Source organism: Haemophilus sp. THUN1692 (assembly GCF_059704395.1).
Genome location: NZ_AP046579.1, coordinates 1,705,430 through 1,723,596, shown reverse-complemented (window position 1 = coordinate 1,723,596; position 18,167 = coordinate 1,705,430). Strand labels below are relative to the sequence as shown.

Sequence of the window (18,167 nt, the reverse complement as noted above, 5' to 3'; positions counted from 1 at the left end):
ATTCACCGCACTTTAAGCGTATTCAAGAAAATCTAAAGTTTCTTGACGCGTTGGAATAGAGGATTGAGCCCCTTTTTTCGTCACACTAATCGCAGCGGCAGCTTGACCAAAACGAATGGCTTCATCAAAGGATTTTTCTTCCAATAAAGCTGTAACAAAACCGCCATTAAATGTATCACCAGCTGCAGTAGTATCTATTGCTTGCACGCAAAAGCCCTTAATGATGCGGCTTTTACCTTTTCGACTGACAAACACACCTTTCGCGCCAAGGGTAATCATTACGGTTTCAATGCCTTTATCGTGAAAAACACTTGCAGCTTTCACCGCACTTTGCTCGTCGGTTACCGTTACCCCCGTCAAGATTTCAGCTTCTGTTTCATTTGGTGTAATAATATCAATCAAACTCAATAATTTGTCCGATAAAATCTGCGCTGGAGCAGGATTTAGCATAACCTTAACACCATTTTTCTTAGCGATTTGAGCAGCCAGCTCCACACCAGAAAGTGGGGTTTCTAATTGCATTAACAAGCAATCCGATTGTGCAATTTGCACCTCACTTTGACGAACAACTATCTCACCCAAATGTGCATTTGCACCGCTAGCCAGCACAATACTGTTCTCGCCCGATTGGGCAACTTGAATAAATGCCATTCCTGTCATTTCCTGTGAAACGGTACTAATATGGGTTGTATCAATCCTTTCCTTGGCAAACGCATTTTTCATTGTTTCGCCAATGCTATCTGATCCAATGCAACTAATGAAAGCTACTTTTGCCCCTAAACGAGCGGCGGCTACTGCTTGATTGGCACCTTTGCCACCATAGGCAATTTGATAATTTTGACCTGTTAGCGTTTCACCGGGTTTAGCAAAGTAAGGCACAGAAATAACGTGATCAGCATTGATACTACCGAGAACCGTGAGGGTTTTTCTCATTATTTTATCCTGTATTGTTATATTTTTTCTTTCTACACAATGGGACAAATATAATTTGCCCCATAATGTGATATAACGAGCTTATTCAGTAGATAGATTATTCGCTTATTACTTTCAAATCTACTGGAATTTTCGCTTCAACTTTTTCGCCCTTTAAGATTTTATCAGCGGTAACAACACCTAATGAACCAATAAGCTCGGGTTGTTGTGCGATAGTTGCCGCCATTTTGCCACTTTTTACAGCTTTTACTCCATCATCGGTACCATCAAAACCTACGATAAGGACTTTTTTATTTGCTGCTTTCACCGCACGCAATGCACCTAATGCCATTTCATCATTTTGCGCAAAAATTGCTTGAACATCACCTTTAGATGCCAACAAATTTTCCGTTACATTCAAACCTTTTGTTCGATCAAAATCTGCTGGCTGACTGGCAAGCACATTGAATTTATGAGCATCAATAGCTTGTTTGAAACCCTCGCCTCGTTCGCGTGCTGCAGATGTTCCCGCAATACCTTCAAGTTGAATCACCTTGGCATTATCGCCTAATTTCTGTGCGATAAAATCACCTGCCATTTTACCACCTGCGATATTGTCAGATGCAATATGGCTCACTACGTTTCCTTTAGCTGCGCCACGATCTAATGTAATTACTGGAATATGCTTACGGTTTGCAATCGCCACTGCGTTGCCAACTGCTTCAGAATCAGTTGGATTGATCAATAATATTTTTGCACCACGCACAGTTAAATCTTCGACATTAGCTAATTCTTTAGCAGGGTCATTTTGTGAATCAAGCACCACTAACTTATAACCTAATTCATCCGCTTTTTTCTGTGCGCCATCTTTTAACGTTACAAAAAATGGGTTATCTAATGTAGATACTGCCAAAGCGATTGTGTCTTGTGCAGAAGCAGAGCCAGAAACAGCCAAACCTAATAATACAGCAGAAGTAAGTGCGGTTAGTTTTTTCATAGTTTCTCCTTAAAGTGAGTTACAGTTTTTTTGTACCAAGATAGTTATCGGCTAAAACAGCAACCAAAATAACCAACGCTTTTGCTATCATTTGATAGTAAGATGAAATATCTAATAGATTTAATGCATTGTTTAAAAATCCGATGATTAATGCACCGATGAGAGTTCCCATTACACGACCTTTTCCTCCCATCAAACTGGTTCCACCGACTACCACGGCAGCAATTGCATCTAATTCATAAGATACGCCAGCAGTGGGTTGAGCAGAAGATAAACGTGAAGTAACAATTAAACCTGCTAATGCAGAAAGAAATCCACTGGCAGCAAAAACAAATACTTTGATTTTATTGACATTAATACCAGAAAGTTGAGTTGCTGATTCATTACCACCGAGCGCGTAGATATAACGACCAATAGGCGTGTGTTTTAAAATATACCAAGCGACAGCAAACACGATACTCATAATCCAAATTGGTACTGGGATACCTAAAAAATAGCCTGTACCAATGCTAGCAAATAGATCAGCATTATCCGAAAAACCTGTCGTAATAGGACGACCATCTGTATAAACCATTGTTATACCACGTAGTAAGGTCATGGTAACCAAGGTAGCAATAAACGCCTGAACTTTTCCCTTTGCAACAATTACGCCACTTATGCTACCAAGAAGTGTTCCAATCAATAAAACCACAGGAATTACTAAAAAAATAGGCAATTCAAGACTTACCATTGAGGCTGCAATAGCGCCAGTCAATGCCAATACAGACCCCACAGAAAGATCTATACCTGCAATTAAAATAACAAAGGTCATCCCCACTGCAATAATCGCATTAACCGAAGTTTGACGTAAAATATTCAAAATATTATCTACACTGAAAAAATCGGGATTAATCATTGATACAATCGCAATAAGAATAATCAATGCAATAAAAGATCGTTGTTCAATCAAAAATTTGCCTATTTGGATAGAAGATGTTTCAGTTTTCATCATATTTACCTACGCTTATTTACCGATAGCTGCTGCTAATAATTTTTCTTGAGTTGCCTCTTCACGAGAAAATTCTGCACTGATTCTGCCTTCTCGCATAACCAAAATGCGATCACTCATACCAAGCACTTCTGGCATATCAGATGAGATCATTAAAATACTCAACCCCTCTTTCTTAAATTCGTTAATCAACTGATAAATTTCTTTCTTCGCGCCGACATCTACGCCACGAGTTGGTTCATCTAAAATCAACACATTTGGACGAGTCATTAATCCACGAGCAATTGCCACTTTTTGTTGATTTCCACCAGATAGCAAACCTACTTGTTGATCACGGTTAGGCGTTTTAATGTTAAACATCAAAATAAAGTCATCTACTGCCATTTTTTCCGCTTGATGGCGAATACTGCCTTTTTGTGAAAAATGATCGAGCGATGTGAGCGACATATTTTCTTTAACCGACATGCCTAAAACCAAGCCATCACTTTTACGATCTTCAGAAATATATACAATGCCATTATCCAAACCATCTTGCGGACTACGATTCTCAATCTCTTGATTTTTTAACCGCACTTTCCCCGCTGTTTTTGGCAAAGCACCGTAAAGTAGCTTGCCGAGTTCCGTTCTACCCGCGCCCATTAAGCCTGATACGCCGACAATTTCACCGGCATGCAATTTGAAGGAAACATCATCAATGCCGTTTCCGCTCACATGTTTCACATCCAATACACATTCGCCTTTTTCTTGTGATAAATGCGGATATTGTTCATCAAGACGACGACCAACCATCATTTCAATTAAATCATCTTCTGTAATCTCTGCCACAATGCGTTCACCGATAAATTGACCATCGCGTAAAACCGTCACATCATCACAAATTTGGAAAATTTCTTTTAAACGATGAGAGATATAAACAATGCCGCGATTTTCTGCTTTGAGTTCACGAATCACATTGAATAGGGCTTCGGTTTCCGTATCTGTGAGTGCATCGGTTGGTTCATCCATAATGATAACTTTGGATTCAAAACTTAAGGCTTTGGCTATCTCCACCATTTGTTGCTCACCAATAGAAAGTTCAGCGCAAAGCTGTTTACTGCTGTGAGTTACCCCCAAACGCGCAAGCAGCTTGTCTGCTTCTTGGTGCATTTTCTGCCAGTTAATCGCTCCCCAAGGGGTTTTAAATTCACGACCAAGAAAAATATTTTCCGCAATAGTGAGATTGCCAACTAAATTAAGTTCTTGGTGAATGATACTAATACCAGCTTCCTGTGAGGCTTTAGGTCCATTGAAATTAACCGATCGATTAAGATACTCAATTGTGCCTGCATCTTTGGAATAAATACCAGTAAGCACTTTCATCAACGTTGATTTACCCGCCCCATTTTCCCCCATCAATGCCATTACACGTCCAGCGTAAACAGATAAACAGGCATTATTCAAGGCTTTCACACCCGGAAATGACTTATCAACACCACTAATTTTGAGTAAAGTTTCCATAATTTCACCCTGATTAAAATGGCACACCAGAATATAAAATTACATTGGCATAAGGTGAACATTCGCCAGTACGAACAATAGCTTTACTTTCAAGGGTAAATTTTTTAAAAGTTTCGTGCGATACAAATTCCACTTGTATTTGATTACCCTGATGACTTTCAAGTTGTTGAAGTTGTGTTAAAAGTGCGGTCAATATTTCTGGATTTTTTTCTTTAATTTCTTCTGCAATAACAACGCGTTCAACATACATTTCATTCGTTACTACATTCAACGTTTGTAGAAAACTTGGTACACCTGCAGTTAATGCGAGATCGATACGTTCCACACTTAACGGAATTGGAAGTCCAGCATCGCAAATCGTCAAACTTTCCGTATGACCAAGTGTAGCAATGCAATGCGAAAGTTGCGCATTCAATAAAGCTGTTTTTTTCATCTAAAAGCTCCTTTTTTGTTATCGAAACGTTTCGATAAGACAAATATAGATAACAAAAATAGAAAAACAACTAAGAAATTTCAAATTTGGGATATTGATCACAAAATTTCTAGATAGGACAAAAAATTCTCCAACCAAATTTGCATTCAATCGGAGAATAAATTATTGAAGATTTTCTTGATTTAAGACATTCAACCTCGCCAAATCCACCTGATTATTTAACAACTCCACATCGGGCATTGTTTTATTGGCTTTTGCGGAAAGGGTTTTAAATCGTTCTACTTTGCCAACTAAACCTTGTTGGCCAACAAGAGCGGTGACTGTGCTGTTGTATTGATTGCTGACAGTGGAAAGCGTATTGCCAAGCTTACTTAAACGTTCTGCAACCAAGCAAATTTGGTTATAAATTTCACCCGCTTTTTCAGCGATTTCTTTTGCCTCTGCATTACCGCGTTCGATGCGCCACAAATTTGCTACGGTACGTAAAATCGGCATTAAGGTGGTGTGAGAAACCATAATGACATTACGTTCATAACCATAATTAAATAAGGCGGGATCAGATTTTAAAGCCTCAATATATGCGGGTTCCACCGCAATAAACATGAGAACAAAATTCGGGCTACGCATACCAATAAGATTACTGTAATCTTTTTTATGCAGATCATTAATATGGCTTTTCAATGCGGATATATGTTCTTTTAGTAAACGCTCACGTTCAAAATCATCCTCAGAATTCACCGCACTTTCGTAAGCCACCAACGACATTTTGCTATCGATAATTAAGTGTTTTTCATCAGGTAAATTCAACACAAAATCAGGGTAATTGCGTCCGCCTTGTTCATCTTTAAAATGTGCTTGAGCACGGTAATGCACATTTTCTTCAAGCCCAGCCAGTTGCAACGCTCGTTCTAATTGCACTTCGCCCCAGTTGCCTAAAGTTTTCTTTTCACCTTTCAGTGCAGAAGTTAAATTACTCGCCTCTTGCGACATATTCAGACCGATTTCCAGCACTTTTTTAATTTCAGCTTCCAAGCCAGCATTACCTTTCACAGATTCGGAGTGAATTTCATTGACGCGTTTTTGGAAACCTTCAATTTGCTCTCGGAAAGGCTTGAGCAACGTTTCCAAGGCAGTTTGATTTGATTGACTAAATGATCGACTTTTTTCATCCAAAATCCGATTGGCTAGATTTTGAAATTCCACGCCTAACTGCTGCTTAGATTGTTCAAAGTTCTGTTGTTGCTCTGAAAAATGTTTTTCTTTTTCTGCTAACGTTGTTTTTAATCCTGTTAATTCTTGAGAAAGTGCGGTCAATTTTTCAGTTAAATGTTGTTGTTCCTGTTCTTTACGAGATAACTGGCTTTGGCTATGTTGCAACTGGGCATTCAAACTTTCAGCTTGCGCAGAAGCGATCCCGAAGCGTTCTTTTAATGCGGTAATTTGCTCTGCGATGGCGGAATGGCGAGATTGTTCTTCATCCAGTTCTTGAGTGAGATAATGAATTTTTTCATCACGTTCATTGAGTCGAACTAACAAGCCTTGGCTTTCTGTTTGAGCTTTGATGGTTTGCTGCTCTAGCTGATTTTTGATGCTGCTAAGTTCATCGAATTTACTAGCAAGTTGATTATAATCTTGAGTCGTTTTCGATAATTCTTGATGAAGATGTGTATATTTTTGCTGGCGTAGAATAAGCAATAAAATCAATAGAATAACTATTACTAACAAGCTAAAAAGCCACAAATTCTCTGACATATATCCCCCTTAAAATGATGCCGTAAATTGTAACATAGAAATATGAGTTAAATTTTAGCTTTAAGTGCGGTGAAATTATCTTACTCACCGCCCTTATCATAGGCTGCATCAGTCAATGTTTTCAAAAACGCTTCCAACGCATCAATTTCTGCATCGGTAAGCGGTTTACCTTTAAGATCGCTATGGCTTATCGTTGGCGCATATTCTGCTGCCGACCAAGGTTTACCCATTTCAGGATTTATCTTACGCTCAGGGTTATTATGGCTATCTAAAAATAATAATACGGTGCGCAATTCTTTAAATACGCCGTTATGCATATAAGGCGCAGTAACGGCGACATTACGCAATGTCGGCACTTTAAATTTGCCTTTTTGAGCAATATCACCTTTCACCATTGGATTATCTAACAATCCATTATCCACCCAATCTTCGCCTAATTTATTATGAGCAATCAACGCCTCATTTTTCGGCACACCGAGATTGAAATAACGATAATTTGTAAAAGTTTCTTCACGATGATCTTTATCATTCAGCTGATGACAATTACTGCAAGTTGTTTTTTCTTTATCAAAAAATAACGCCTTGCCTAATGCTTCTTGCTCAGTAAATTTATCTTGCCCTGCCAAAGTGCGGTCATATTTAGAACTGAACTGAGCAAACAAATCTAATTGCTGAAATGCAGCAAGTGCCTGTTCCATAATGGCATAAATTTTCTCATCATCTTGCCAAATTTCCTCGCCCCAATGCTTGGTAATGTAATCTTTCACTGCCTGATTTTCGGTAATACGTTTTACCACGCTGGCTTTGTCTTTCATGCCCATTTCAACAGGATTGAGTGGAGGCCCCCCCGCCTGCTCAGCTAAATGTTTTGCTCGACCATCCCAAAATTGGCCGCCAACATAATCCTTAATTTTTTCATCGAAATGAAAATCAGGGGAATATTTTGCATAAATGGCTGTTGGTGTGTTGCGATTACCAAACTTTGTCGGATCATCACCTTGCGAAACCATTTTATCTATATCATTTTCACGTAAATCCGCAAAAGCTGCTGCAGGCATATGGCAAGTGGAACAACTCTGCGTTTTGTTGTAAGAAAGTGATTTATCAAAAAAGAAAGCCTGACCCAATCCAAGCAATGCGGGATTTATGGGTTCTTCTTGAGCAAAACAAAAAATAGGTAAGGCAAATAATGACAAGAAATATTTTTTCATTCTAACTCCATGAGCATAAAAAATAACTGCACTTAGTCAAAGTAAATTTACTATTATAAATTTAGACTGCGCATAAATTAACTTAAACATTGATATCTTACGCCAAACTCAAATTTTTAAACCTTTTCTTACATACTTAAACTTAATAGTAGAAAAGCAATGCTTTTGGGAATTGAAGAACTGTTAAAACATTTTTTAGCTGAGCTTTTTTGATGATCTTAATCAAAATAACCTACTGTTTTAGTCAATTACTTTGTTATAGGTATTACTTTAACGTCATAATACCCGATATAATTAGTTGGGTATTTTGCTTTATGTAAAATATTTACCTATAATTTTAAATAGGAAGTTAATTTTTCAATAACCTAGGAGTGATAAAATGGGGCAGTATAAAAAGTTCTGGTACCTATTAGTCGCCGTATTGATTGGAGCATTCTCCATTCTCGGTTACTATGGGTTTGAAGTTTATCGTGAAGCACCACCAATTCCGCAACAATATGTTTCAGAATCAGGTGAAAAAGTGATTACTCACGATGAAATTTTACATGGTCAAACTGCTTGGCAAACCACTGGTGGTATGCAAGTAGGTTCTGTTTGGGGTCATGGTGCATACCAAGCGCCTGACTGGACTGCAGATTGGCTACATCGTGAATTAACCAACTGGTTAGATATCACCGCAAATAAAGAATTTGGTAAAAACTTTGCAGATCTTAATGAAGAACAACAAGCTTTATTAAAAGCACGTTTAACTAAAGAATACCGTAGCAGCAAAGTTGAAAATGACACCGTTGTGCTTTCAAATACTCGTTTAGCGGCAATGGAAAAAACAGCACAATACTACATTTCTTTATACGGCGATGATCCTGCTACTAAAGTCACGCGTGAACACTTCGCCATGAAGGATAATACCCTTCCTGACTTACAAGCGCGTAAAGACTTAACAAAATTCTTCTTCTGGACTGCATGGACTGCCTCTGCAGAACGTCCAAATACAAATGCAAGCTACACCAACAACTGGCCACATGAGCCATTAATCAATAACGTGCCAACACCAGAAAACGTAGTTTGGTCTATTGCGAGTGTGGTATTCCTGATTGCGGGTATTGGTTTCGTTGTTTGGATTTGGTCATTTAAAAAACGTGAAGATGAACAAGATCCACCGATTCCGGAAGTTGATCCCCTCACAAAACTACAGTTAACCCCTTCTCAACGCGCATTAGGCAAATATCTCTTTACGGTGCTTGCATTATTCTTACTGCAAGTAAACTTAGGGGCGATTGTTGCTCACTATACCGTTGAAGGTCAAGAATTCTATGGTATTGATATTTCTCAATACTTACCTTATTCATTAGTGCGTACATGGCATATTCAAGCTGCATTATTCTGGATTGCGATGGCATTCTTAGCCGGTGGTTTATTCCTGGCACCGATCATCAATGGCGGTAAAGATCCAAAATTCCAGAAATTAGGCGTAGATATTCTATACTGGGCATTAGTAGTATTAGTAATAGGTTCATTCACTGGTAGCTACTTAGCGATTGCGCATATTCTTCCTGAAGAATGGAGCTTCATGTTCGGTCATCAAGGTTACGAATTCATTGACTTAGGTCGTTTCTGGCAAGCGGTGAAATTTGCAGGTATCTTATTCTGGTTAGTCTTAATGCTTCGCGGTACAGTGAACGCATTCAAACAACCGGGTGATAAAAACTTATTAGCGTTATTCTTCGCTTCTGTGATTGCGATCGGTCTATTCTATGGTCCAGCATTATTCTACGGCGAGCACACTCACATTTCTGTGATGGAATACTGGCGTTGGTGGGTAGTTCACCTATGGGTAGAAGGCTTCTTCGAAGTATTCTCTGTAGCGGCACTCTCATTCATTTTTGTAAGTTTAGGTTTAGTTTCACGTCGTACTGCGACCGTAGCAACCATTACTGAAGCGGCATTGTTCTTAATCGGCGGTATTCCTGGTACGTTCCACCACCTATACTTCGCAGGTGCAACCACCCCAATTATCGCAGTAGGTGCGTCATTCTCAGCACTAGAAGTGGTTCCATTAGTGTTATTAGGTCATGAAGCTTGGGAACACTGGGCAATGCAACAAAAAACACCTTGGATGGACCGTTTAAAATGGCCTCTTTACTGCTTCGTAGCTGTCGCATTCTGGAATATGTTAGGTGCAGGTGTATTTGGTTTCTTAATAAATCCACCAATTTCACTCTACTATGTTCAAGGCTTAAACACGACTGCCGTTCACGCGCACGCTGCATTATTCGGTGTGTATGGCTTCTTAGCATTAGGCTTCGTATTCTTAATCGCGCGTTATTTACGTCCGGATACACCATTTAACGATAAGTTAATGAAATGGGGCTTCTGGTTATTAAACGGTGGTTTAGTGCTGATGATCGTATCCAGCTTATTACCTATCGGTGTTATCCAAGGATATGCAAGTATCTCTGAAGGCTTATGGTATGCACGTAGTGAAGAATTTATGCAACAACCATTATTCGATACCTTACGTTGGGTTCGTTTAGGTGGTGATGTGGTATTCATCTTCGGTGCACTAGCCTTCTTCTGGCAAATCTTTACGATGATTTTCTTCAGACCTAAATATTCTTAGTTAGGTTATCCCCCAAAGCGACTTATGTGAAAGTAGGTCGCTTTTTTATTCTCATCTACCATATTTTATATAAGCTTACAAAGTTTTTTTACATAAAATTAACATTACATAAACATTAAAAATATCAGAGGCTGAAGTAGATTAGCAATTATGTTAATCTGATTCAGCCCCTTAAATAATATCGAATAATGTTTGTTAATAACCTACACCTTAATCAATTGATTATTTAGTCCAAATTTTGGAGACAGATCAAAGTGCGGTCAGATTTATGATTATTCTTCTTTTGGTAATCGAATCAGGGCGTAAACCAATCCACCCCATACCAAAGCGAGAGACACGATCATCATAATAATTGCACCAGTACTCATTTTATTCTCCTTTAGTTTCATCAATGGTTAACTTGGTTTCGCTTTTCCATTTTAAGCGAGAAAGGAAGAATGCCACGACAAGTAAGCTAATGGACATCCCCCAACCAAAGGTGTTTACAAACCAGTTTGGATAACCTTCATAACCTTCAGAGAAGACTTTTGCCCCTTCGCTGAAAAGCATGAAGGCTAAAACACCACTCGTTAATACAATACATAAACGCCATAAGAAACCAACTTTGAAAGATGACGTTTCGTTTAAGTGATTACCCAATAAACCGAGTTTTTCATTTGCCACAATCGCAATTAAAGAAGCAAATGCTACGGCAACAATACCGAAATAGTTTACGAATTTATCAAACACATCTAACATTGGTAAGCCAGTTGTCGTACCAAATAAAATGACAGAAACGAACATCATTGGTACTCCCACGATAAACGTTACTTTCCCACGACTAATACGAATTTTATCTTGAATTGCGGAAATAATTACCTCAATTACTGAGATGAATGAAGTCAATGCAGCAAAGGTTAGTGAACCGAAGAACAATACGCCTAATACTTCACCAAATGGTGCTTTGTTGATGATGGTTGGGAACGCAAAAAATGCTAAACCAATTCCGCCTTTTGCCACTTCGCTAACTTCTTGACCTTGCGCAGTAGCAATAAAACCTAATGCTGCAAATACGCCGATACCCGCTAACACTTCAAAGCTACTGTTAGCAAAACCTACAACCAAGCCGCTACCAGTCAAATCGGATTCTTTTTTAAGATAAGAGGCGTAAGTCACCATAATCCCAAAGCCGATAGAAAGAGAGAAGAAGATTTGCCCATAGGCCGCAATCCACACACTTGGATTAGAAAGTTTCGACCAATCTGGCGTAAATAATGCATCTAAACCTTTTGCCGCACCTGGTAAGAATAAGGAATAAATCACAAGGGCCATAAACATTACAACGAGCACTGGCATTAATACAGAAGATGCTTTAGCAATCCCTTTTTGAACGCCCATAGACAGCACGCCTAACGCAACAATCCACATCGCAATCAATGGGCCAGTTACCATACCGACAAATTCAAAACTAACGCCGTTTTTAATGTCGCCCATTTTTAAGAATTCACCGATGAAAAAATCAATTGGTTTATCGCCCCATGCGCCAGTGAAAGAAAAATAGGTGTAGCTTGCCGCCCAGCCTAATACCACAGCGTAATATAATCCGATGATGACATTCACCATCATTTGCCACCAGCCAAACACTTCAAAGTGCGGGCTAACACGGCGGTAAGAAAGTGGTGCGCCACCACGATTGCGGTGACCAATGGCATAATCTAAAAATAAAAGGGGAATCCCTGCGGTTAACAACGCGATAAGGTAAGGAATGATAAATGCCCCACCACCATTTTCATAAGTGGTATAAGGGAAACGCCAAATATTACCAAGACCGACGGCCGAACCAATCGCGGCCATAATAAATGCACGACGACCAGAAAAAGTCTCACGCTTTTGCGCTTTTTGGACTGAGTGCGCCATAAATTATCCTATGTAGTAAAAATGAAAAGAGTTTCAATATAATGAAATCTAATCATCAGTCAATAAATAAGCCAAAAGAGCGGTAAAAATTCACGAATTTTTTAATAAAAAGAACATAAACATTCAAAACAAGCCAATTTTCGCCACAATTTTTTCGTTTTTTTTTCGCACCAAGCCCTACCAATGACTCGAAATTTCGCTACAATGCTGAACTTATCCCAAAATAAAAACAACAGGAAACAAACACAATGACAGGTGCACAACTCATCATGGAGTGCCTGAAAGCACACCATGTCACGACTCTTTTCGGCTATCCCGGTGGCGCAATCATGCCAACCTACGATGCCCTTTATGACGCAGGCTTAGATCACTTACTTTGTCGTAATGAACAAGGGGCTGCCATCGCAGCGATTGGTTATGCTCGCTCCACGGGAAAAGTGGGCGTCTGTATTGCAACATCAGGCCCTGGTGCCACCAATTTAGTTACTGGATTAGGTGATGCCATGATGGACTCCATTCCAGTTGTCGCCATTACCGGTCAAGTTTCCTCTCCATTAATCGGCACGGATGCATTCCAAGAAGCGGATGTTCTAGGACTTTCCCTTGCTTGTACTAAACACAGCTTTATCGTTCAAAGTGCGGATGAATTAGCCGATGTTTTTGCAGAAGCCTTTGAAATTGCCCAAAGCGGACGCCCAGGCCCAGTTCTTATTGATGTGCCTCGCGATATTCAAATTGGTGAAGTTCCTGCGAATGTAAAAACCTACGTTAAAACACTCGAAAAACCGACCGCACTTTCGGCAGATAAACTTGCTGAAGCGAAAGAATTATTAAAAAATGCTAAAAAACCAGTGCTTTATGTGGGTGGCGGCGTTGGTATGGCGAAGGCTGTTCCTGCCTTACGTGCATTTTTAGCCCAGACCCAAATGCCATCAGTCTCCACTTTAAAAGGTTTAGGTGTAATTGATCCAAATGATGATGTGTATATGGGAATGATTGGTATGCATGGCACAAAAGCTGCTAATATTGCCGTGCAAGAAAGCGATTTATTACTCGTATGCGGTGCGCGTTTTGACGATCGTGTAACAGGTAAACTTGATACTTTTGCGCCTCATGCCAAAGTGATTCATTGTGATATTGATGCAGCGGAAATTCATAAATTACGCCGTGCAGATGTCGCCCTACAAGGGGATTTAATCCAAGCACTAAATGCACTCAAACAAGATCTTGATATTGAACCTTGGCGTGAACAAATCAGAAATTTCAAAGCAAAATTAGATTTCACTTATATTAAAAATCAAGGTCATCGCCTGATTGATCCTTGGGCATTACTCAACACCCTATCTAATCGTAAACCAAATAATGCGGTAATTTGTACTGATGTAGGTCAGCATCAAATGTGGTCAGCGCAACATATGAAGCATTTTGCTCCAGAGAACTACATTACATCGGCAGGTTTCGGCACAATGGGCTTTGGCTTACCCGCCGCTGTGGGTGCAAAAAAGGCACGCCCTCAAGATGAAGTCATTTTGGTTACGGGTGATGGCTCACTCATGATGAATATCCAAGAATTGGGTTCAATCAAACGTGGCAATTTACCTGTAAAAATTTTGCTACTGGATAACCAACGCTTAGGTATGGTTCGTCAATGGCAGGATTTATTCTGGAATAAACGTCGCAGTGAAACTATTTTAGACGACAACCCAGATTTTGTGATGCTTGCTAATGCGTTCGGTATTCCTGCAGAACGTATTGAGTCAGCCGATGATGTGGATGCAGCACTCAACCGATTATTAAACAGCAAAACAGCCTATTTATTACAAGTATGTATTCCACCTGATGAATGTGTATGGCCACTTGTGCCACCGGGTGCATGTAACGCGGATATGGTAGAGGAGATGAACTAATGAATGAATATAAACTTGAACTCGTCGCTCGCCATCGTCCTGAAGTACTAGAACGCATTTTACGCGTAGCACGCCACCGCGGATTTACCGTTACAACAATGGACATGACACTAATTGAAACCCAAGTACGGTTAAAAATCACCGTAAAATCTGACCGCGCTTTAGATCTATTAGTGAATCAGTTGGCGAAATTGCCAGATGTTGTGGAGATTAGATAAATGAATCTGACAGATGTTTTAATTAAGATCCCTGATAATGAAATTGAAACCTTTTCGGCATTCATCAAGCAAAAAAGAGATGAATTAATTTCATCACCTAAAGATACGGCAAAGAAAGCAACAGAAGTTAATCAAAAGGAAATTTCTACTCTCTTAAATAAGAAACAATTTTCAAAAGCAATTATTTTGTTAAGAGAATATTCTTATCAAGAATTTTTAAAAGAAGAGGCGGCATTTAATGGGGTCATTCTTAAAGAATTAAGTAAAAAATTTAAAACACCCCATAACCTTATTGAGAAATTAAGTAATCATTTTTTTCAGCTTAATATTCAAGAGAAGACAAAATTTCAAGAACAGCTGATTAATACTCTTGGGGAATATACGGGATCAATTAGTCCCTATATTTATCAACTATGCTTAAGCAATACACAATCTAGACGTTCAAGGGCTGGAAAAATTTTTGAAGGAATCATTTATTATCTTTATGAATACCTAGCATTTAGTTTTGACTCACAGGCTCAAGTAGGTAAAAAAACTTTCACTGATCTTGGTTTAGGAAAATTAGTAGATTCTGTTTTACCAGGGATTGCAGAATTTAATTCAAGGAGAGATAAAACCATTATTGGAACGATGAAAACAACATTAAGAGAGCGTTGGCAAGAGGTCGTAGAAGAAGTTAGTCGTTCAAATATACCAAATATTTACTTACTTACAGTTGATAATGATATTTCAGATAATAAAGCTGTACAGATGGGAACGCACAATATTGTGTTAGTTGTATTGAATGAAGTTAAAAATCAAAAACATTTAAAAGACAAACGTAGTGTCATTGATTTTGAAAGTTATTTTCTTGATGAAATTCCTAACATAATGAAATATTGGAAAAAATGATGATAAAAATAGTAGATCTATTTGCAGGTATTGGTGGTATAAGATTAGGTTTTGAACAAGCATTTAATAATGTAGATTGTGTTTTTAGTTCTGAAATAGATAAATATGCTATTCAAACTTATAAAACTAATTTTAAAGATGAATTTGTTTTTGGCGATATTACTCAAATTGATGAAAAACTTGTACCAGATCATGATATTTTATTAGCAGGTTTTCCTTGCCAACCTTTTTCTCAAGCTGGACTAAAAAAAGGTTTTAGTGACACAAGAGGTACGTTATTTTTTGATATTGAGAGGATTTTACTTGAAAAAAAACCAAAAGCCTTTTTGTTAGAAAATGTTAAACAATTAAAAGGTCATGATAAAGGAAATACGCTGAAAGTAATTTTAGAGCATTTAGAAAAAGCAGGATATAAAGTTTTTTATGATGTTTTAAGAGCTAAAGATTTTGGGATTCCACAAAATAGAGAAAGGATTTATATTGTTGGTTTTTTAGATGGTAAGGTAAATTTTGAGTTTCCCAAGCCACTAAATATACAAACAAAAGTAGGCGATATATTAGAGGAGAAAGTTGATGACAGGTATACTATCTCCGATAAATTATGGGCTGGGCATCAGCGTCGCAAAGAAAACAATAAAAGAAATGGAAAAGGCTTTGGGTATGGTTTATTTAGTGCTGATTCAATTTACACCAATACCATATCAGCAAGATATTATAAAGATGGTAGTGAAATTCTTATTCAGCAAACAGGGAAAAACCCAAGAAAACTTACCCCGAAGGAAGCATCTAGGTTACAAGGATTCCCTGAAGAATTCAAAATTCCTGTCTCGGATACTCAAGCATATAAGCAGTTTGGTAATACTGTATGTGTGCCTGTAATTAAAGCAATTGCAGAAGAAATAAAAAAACATATTTAAATTTAACCCTAAATTTTACTCGGAGAGATTATTTATGCCAAAACTACGTTCAGCGACCAGCACACAAGGTCGTAATATGGCAGGCGCACGTGCCTTATGGCGTGCGACAGGAATGAAAGAAAATGACTTTGGTAAACCGATTATTGCGGTGGTGAACTCTTTCACCCAATTCGTACCAGGGCATGTGCATTTAAAAGATATGGGGCAGCTTGTTGCCGCAGAAATTGAAAAAGCGGGCGGCGTAGCAAAAGAATTTAACACTATCGCAGTGGATGATGGTATCGCAATGGGTCACGGTGGAATGCTTTATTCTTTACCAAGCCGTGATTTGATCGCTGATAGCGTAGAATATATGGTTAATGCTCACTGTACTGATGCGATGGTGTGTATTTCCAACTGTGACAAAATCACCCCGGGAATGTTAATGGCGGCAATGCGCTTAAATATTCCGACAATTTTTGTCTCAGGCGGCCCAATGGAAGCAGGCAAAACTAAACTTTCGGATCAATTAATCCGCTTAGATTTGGTTGATGCGATGATTGAAGCAGCCGATCCGAATGTGTCAGATGAACGAATTGATGTCATTGAACGTAGTGCGTGTCCAACCTGTGGTTCTTGCTCGGGCATGTTCACCGCTAACTCCATGAACTGCTTAACCGAAGCTTTAGGTTTATCTTTACCGGGCAATGGTTCGATGTTAGCCACTCACGCAGACCGCAAAGAATTATTCTTAAAAGCAGGTCGTCAAATTGTTGAGCTTTGCAAACGTTATTACGAACAAGATGATGCAAGCGTATTGCCTCGTTCAATCGGTACCTTTGATGCCTTTGAAAATGCAATGAGCCTCGATATCGCAATGGGTGGTTCAAGCAACACGGTTTTACACTTATTAGCGGCAGCACAAGAAGCAGGCGTAGATTTTAAAATGGAAGATATTGACCGTTTATCGCGCAAAGTACCTTGTTTAAGCAAAATTGCACCAAACACCAATAAATACCATATGGAAGACGTACACCGTGCAGGCGGTATTATGGGATTGTTGGGTGAATTAGATCGCGCTGGATTAATTCATAAAAATACACACACCGTGCTTGGAATGAGCATGGGAGAACAACTAGACCAATACGATATTATTCGCAATCAAGATGAAGAATTACATAAATTCTTCCGTGCAGGCCCTGCAGGTATCCGCACGACTCAAGCATTCTCACAAGATTGTCGCTGGGATACCGTCGATAATGATCGTGTAAACGGTTGTATTCGCAATAAAGAAAATGCGATTTCACAAGAAGGTGGCTTAGCCGTATTATTCGGTAATCTCGCTGAAGATGGATGTATCGTTAAAACCGCGGGCGTAGATGAATCTATTTGGAAATTCACCGGCACCGCAATCGTATTTGAAAGCCAAGAAGATGCTGTTGCAGGCATTTTAGGTGGCAAAGTCAAAGAAGGTCATGTCGTTGTTATCCGTTACGAAGGACCTAAAGGCGGACCGGGTATGCAAGAAATGTTATACCCAACCAGTTACTTAAAATCGATGGGCTTGGGCAAAAAATGTGCTTTATTAACGGATGGTCGTTTCTCTGGTGGTACATCAGGCTTGTCTATTGGACATGCTTCACCAGAAGCCGCTTCAGGCGGTGCAATCGGCTTAGTTCGCGATGGCGATATTATCAACATTGATATTCCAAACCGCGCAATTAACTTAGAAATCAGTAATGATGAACTCGCAGCACGCAGAGCTGAACAAGATCAAAAAGGTTGGCAACCAGCTCACCGTGAACGTGAAGTATCTTTCGCTTTAAAAGTATTCGGTCACTTTGCGACCTCAGCGAACAAAGGTGCGGTACGCGATAAAACATTATTAAAATAATTTAATGGTTTCCCCTCCTTCATAAGAGGGGGATAAAACAAAGGAAAAACTAACC

At 39.0% G+C, this 18,167-nt stretch carries 15 protein-coding genes; 6 read left to right on the top strand and 9 right to left on the bottom strand.

Annotation, left to right across the window (positions count from 1 at the left end; all coding sequences use genetic code 11):
• Window positions 1-12: 12 nt before the first annotated feature.
• The 7 genes from rbsK to AC6H0A_RS08640 form a co-directional block, all read right to left on the bottom strand.
• Window positions 13-933, bottom strand: a complete 921-nt coding sequence (gene rbsK / locus AC6H0A_RS08670; RefSeq protein WP_005639845.1) for a ribokinase — start codon at window positions 931-933, stop codon at window positions 13-15.
• Window positions 934-1,030: 97 nt separating this feature from the next.
• On the bottom strand, window positions 1,031-1,909 hold the full coding sequence (rbsB, locus tag AC6H0A_RS08665; protein WP_005639843.1) for a ribose ABC transporter substrate-binding protein RbsB: 879 nt from the start codon (window positions 1,907-1,909) through the stop codon (window positions 1,031-1,033).
• A gap of 19 nt (window positions 1,910-1,928) precedes the next feature.
• Complete coding sequence (rbsC, locus tag AC6H0A_RS08660; protein ID WP_044232106.1) at window positions 1,929-2,897, bottom strand: ribose ABC transporter permease; 969 nt, start codon at window positions 2,895-2,897, stop codon at window positions 1,929-1,931.
• Between the two features lie 15 nt (window positions 2,898-2,912).
• A complete protein-coding gene (gene rbsA, locus AC6H0A_RS08655; protein ID WP_005639838.1) occupies window positions 2,913-4,394 on the bottom strand; it encodes a ribose ABC transporter ATP-binding protein RbsA in 1,482 nt (493 codons plus the stop codon).
• Between the two features lie 13 nt (window positions 4,395-4,407).
• Window positions 4,408-4,827 carry a D-ribose pyranase gene (gene rbsD / locus AC6H0A_RS08650; RefSeq protein WP_005639835.1) on the bottom strand — a complete coding sequence of 140 codons (420 nt, stop codon included), beginning with the start codon at window positions 4,825-4,827 and terminating at the stop codon, window positions 4,408-4,410.
• A 162-nt stretch (window positions 4,828-4,989) separates the two neighbouring features.
• On the bottom strand, window positions 4,990-6,579 hold the full coding sequence (locus AC6H0A_RS08645; protein WP_005639832.1) for a DNA recombination protein RmuC: 1,590 nt from the start codon (window positions 6,577-6,579) through the stop codon (window positions 4,990-4,992).
• An 80-nt stretch (window positions 6,580-6,659) separates the two neighbouring features.
• Window positions 6,660-7,790 (bottom strand): cytochrome-c peroxidase, encoded by a 1,131-nt coding sequence (locus AC6H0A_RS08640; RefSeq protein ID WP_005639831.1) that lies wholly within the window; start codon window positions 7,788-7,790, stop codon window positions 6,660-6,662.
• Window positions 7,791-8,169: 379 nt separating this feature from the next.
• On the opposite strand from AC6H0A_RS08640, the gene AC6H0A_RS08635 reads away from it, so the two are divergent.
• Entirely contained in the window at window positions 8,170-10,410 is a 2,241-nt protein-coding gene (locus tag AC6H0A_RS08635) for a nitric-oxide reductase large subunit (protein ID WP_005639830.1), read from the top strand.
• 272 nt (window positions 10,411-10,682) lie between these two features.
• Here AC6H0A_RS08635 and AC6H0A_RS08630 read toward each other — a convergent pair whose 3' ends face one another.
• Together AC6H0A_RS08630 and AC6H0A_RS08625 are read right to left on the bottom strand one after the other, a co-directional pair.
• Window positions 10,683-10,778, bottom strand: coding sequence for a methionine/alanine import family NSS transporter small subunit (locus AC6H0A_RS08630; protein WP_005629210.1), 96 nt, complete (start codon window positions 10,776-10,778; stop codon window positions 10,683-10,685).
• 1 nt (window position 10,779) lies between these two features.
• Window positions 10,780-12,306: a sodium-dependent transporter gene (locus AC6H0A_RS08625; protein ID WP_005639829.1), complete on the bottom strand. Its 1,527-nt coding sequence runs from the start codon at window positions 12,304-12,306 to the stop codon at window positions 10,780-10,782.
• Window positions 12,307-12,554: 248 nt separating this feature from the next.
• Between AC6H0A_RS08625 and ilvG the strand changes: the two genes are divergently transcribed.
• From ilvG to ilvD, 5 genes are read left to right on the top strand one after another with little or no spacing between them, the layout of a single operon-like run.
• Complete coding sequence (gene ilvG / locus AC6H0A_RS08620; protein ID WP_005639828.1) at window positions 12,555-14,213, top strand: acetolactate synthase 2 catalytic subunit; 1,659 nt, start codon at window positions 12,555-12,557, stop codon at window positions 14,211-14,213.
• A complete protein-coding gene (gene ilvM / locus AC6H0A_RS08615) occupies window positions 14,213-14,431 on the top strand; it encodes an acetolactate synthase 2 small subunit (RefSeq protein ID WP_005639827.1) in 219 nt (72 codons plus the stop codon). The genes ilvG and ilvM overlap by 1 nt, the downstream gene beginning before the upstream one ends.
• Window positions 14,432-15,322, top strand: coding sequence for a type II restriction endonuclease (locus AC6H0A_RS08610; RefSeq protein ID WP_005639826.1), 891 nt, complete (start codon window positions 14,432-14,434; stop codon window positions 15,320-15,322).
• Window positions 15,322-16,239 (top strand): DNA cytosine methyltransferase, encoded by a 918-nt coding sequence (locus AC6H0A_RS08605; RefSeq protein WP_044232104.1) that lies wholly within the window; start codon window positions 15,322-15,324, stop codon window positions 16,237-16,239. Before AC6H0A_RS08610 ends, AC6H0A_RS08605 begins: the two co-directional genes overlap by 1 nt.
• Before the next feature lie 34 nt (window positions 16,240-16,273).
• Window positions 16,274-18,112 carry a dihydroxy-acid dehydratase gene (gene ilvD, locus AC6H0A_RS08600; protein ID WP_005639824.1) on the top strand — a complete coding sequence of 613 codons (1,839 nt, stop codon included), beginning with the start codon at window positions 16,274-16,276 and terminating at the stop codon, window positions 18,110-18,112.
• Window positions 18,113-18,167 lie beyond the last annotated feature (55 nt).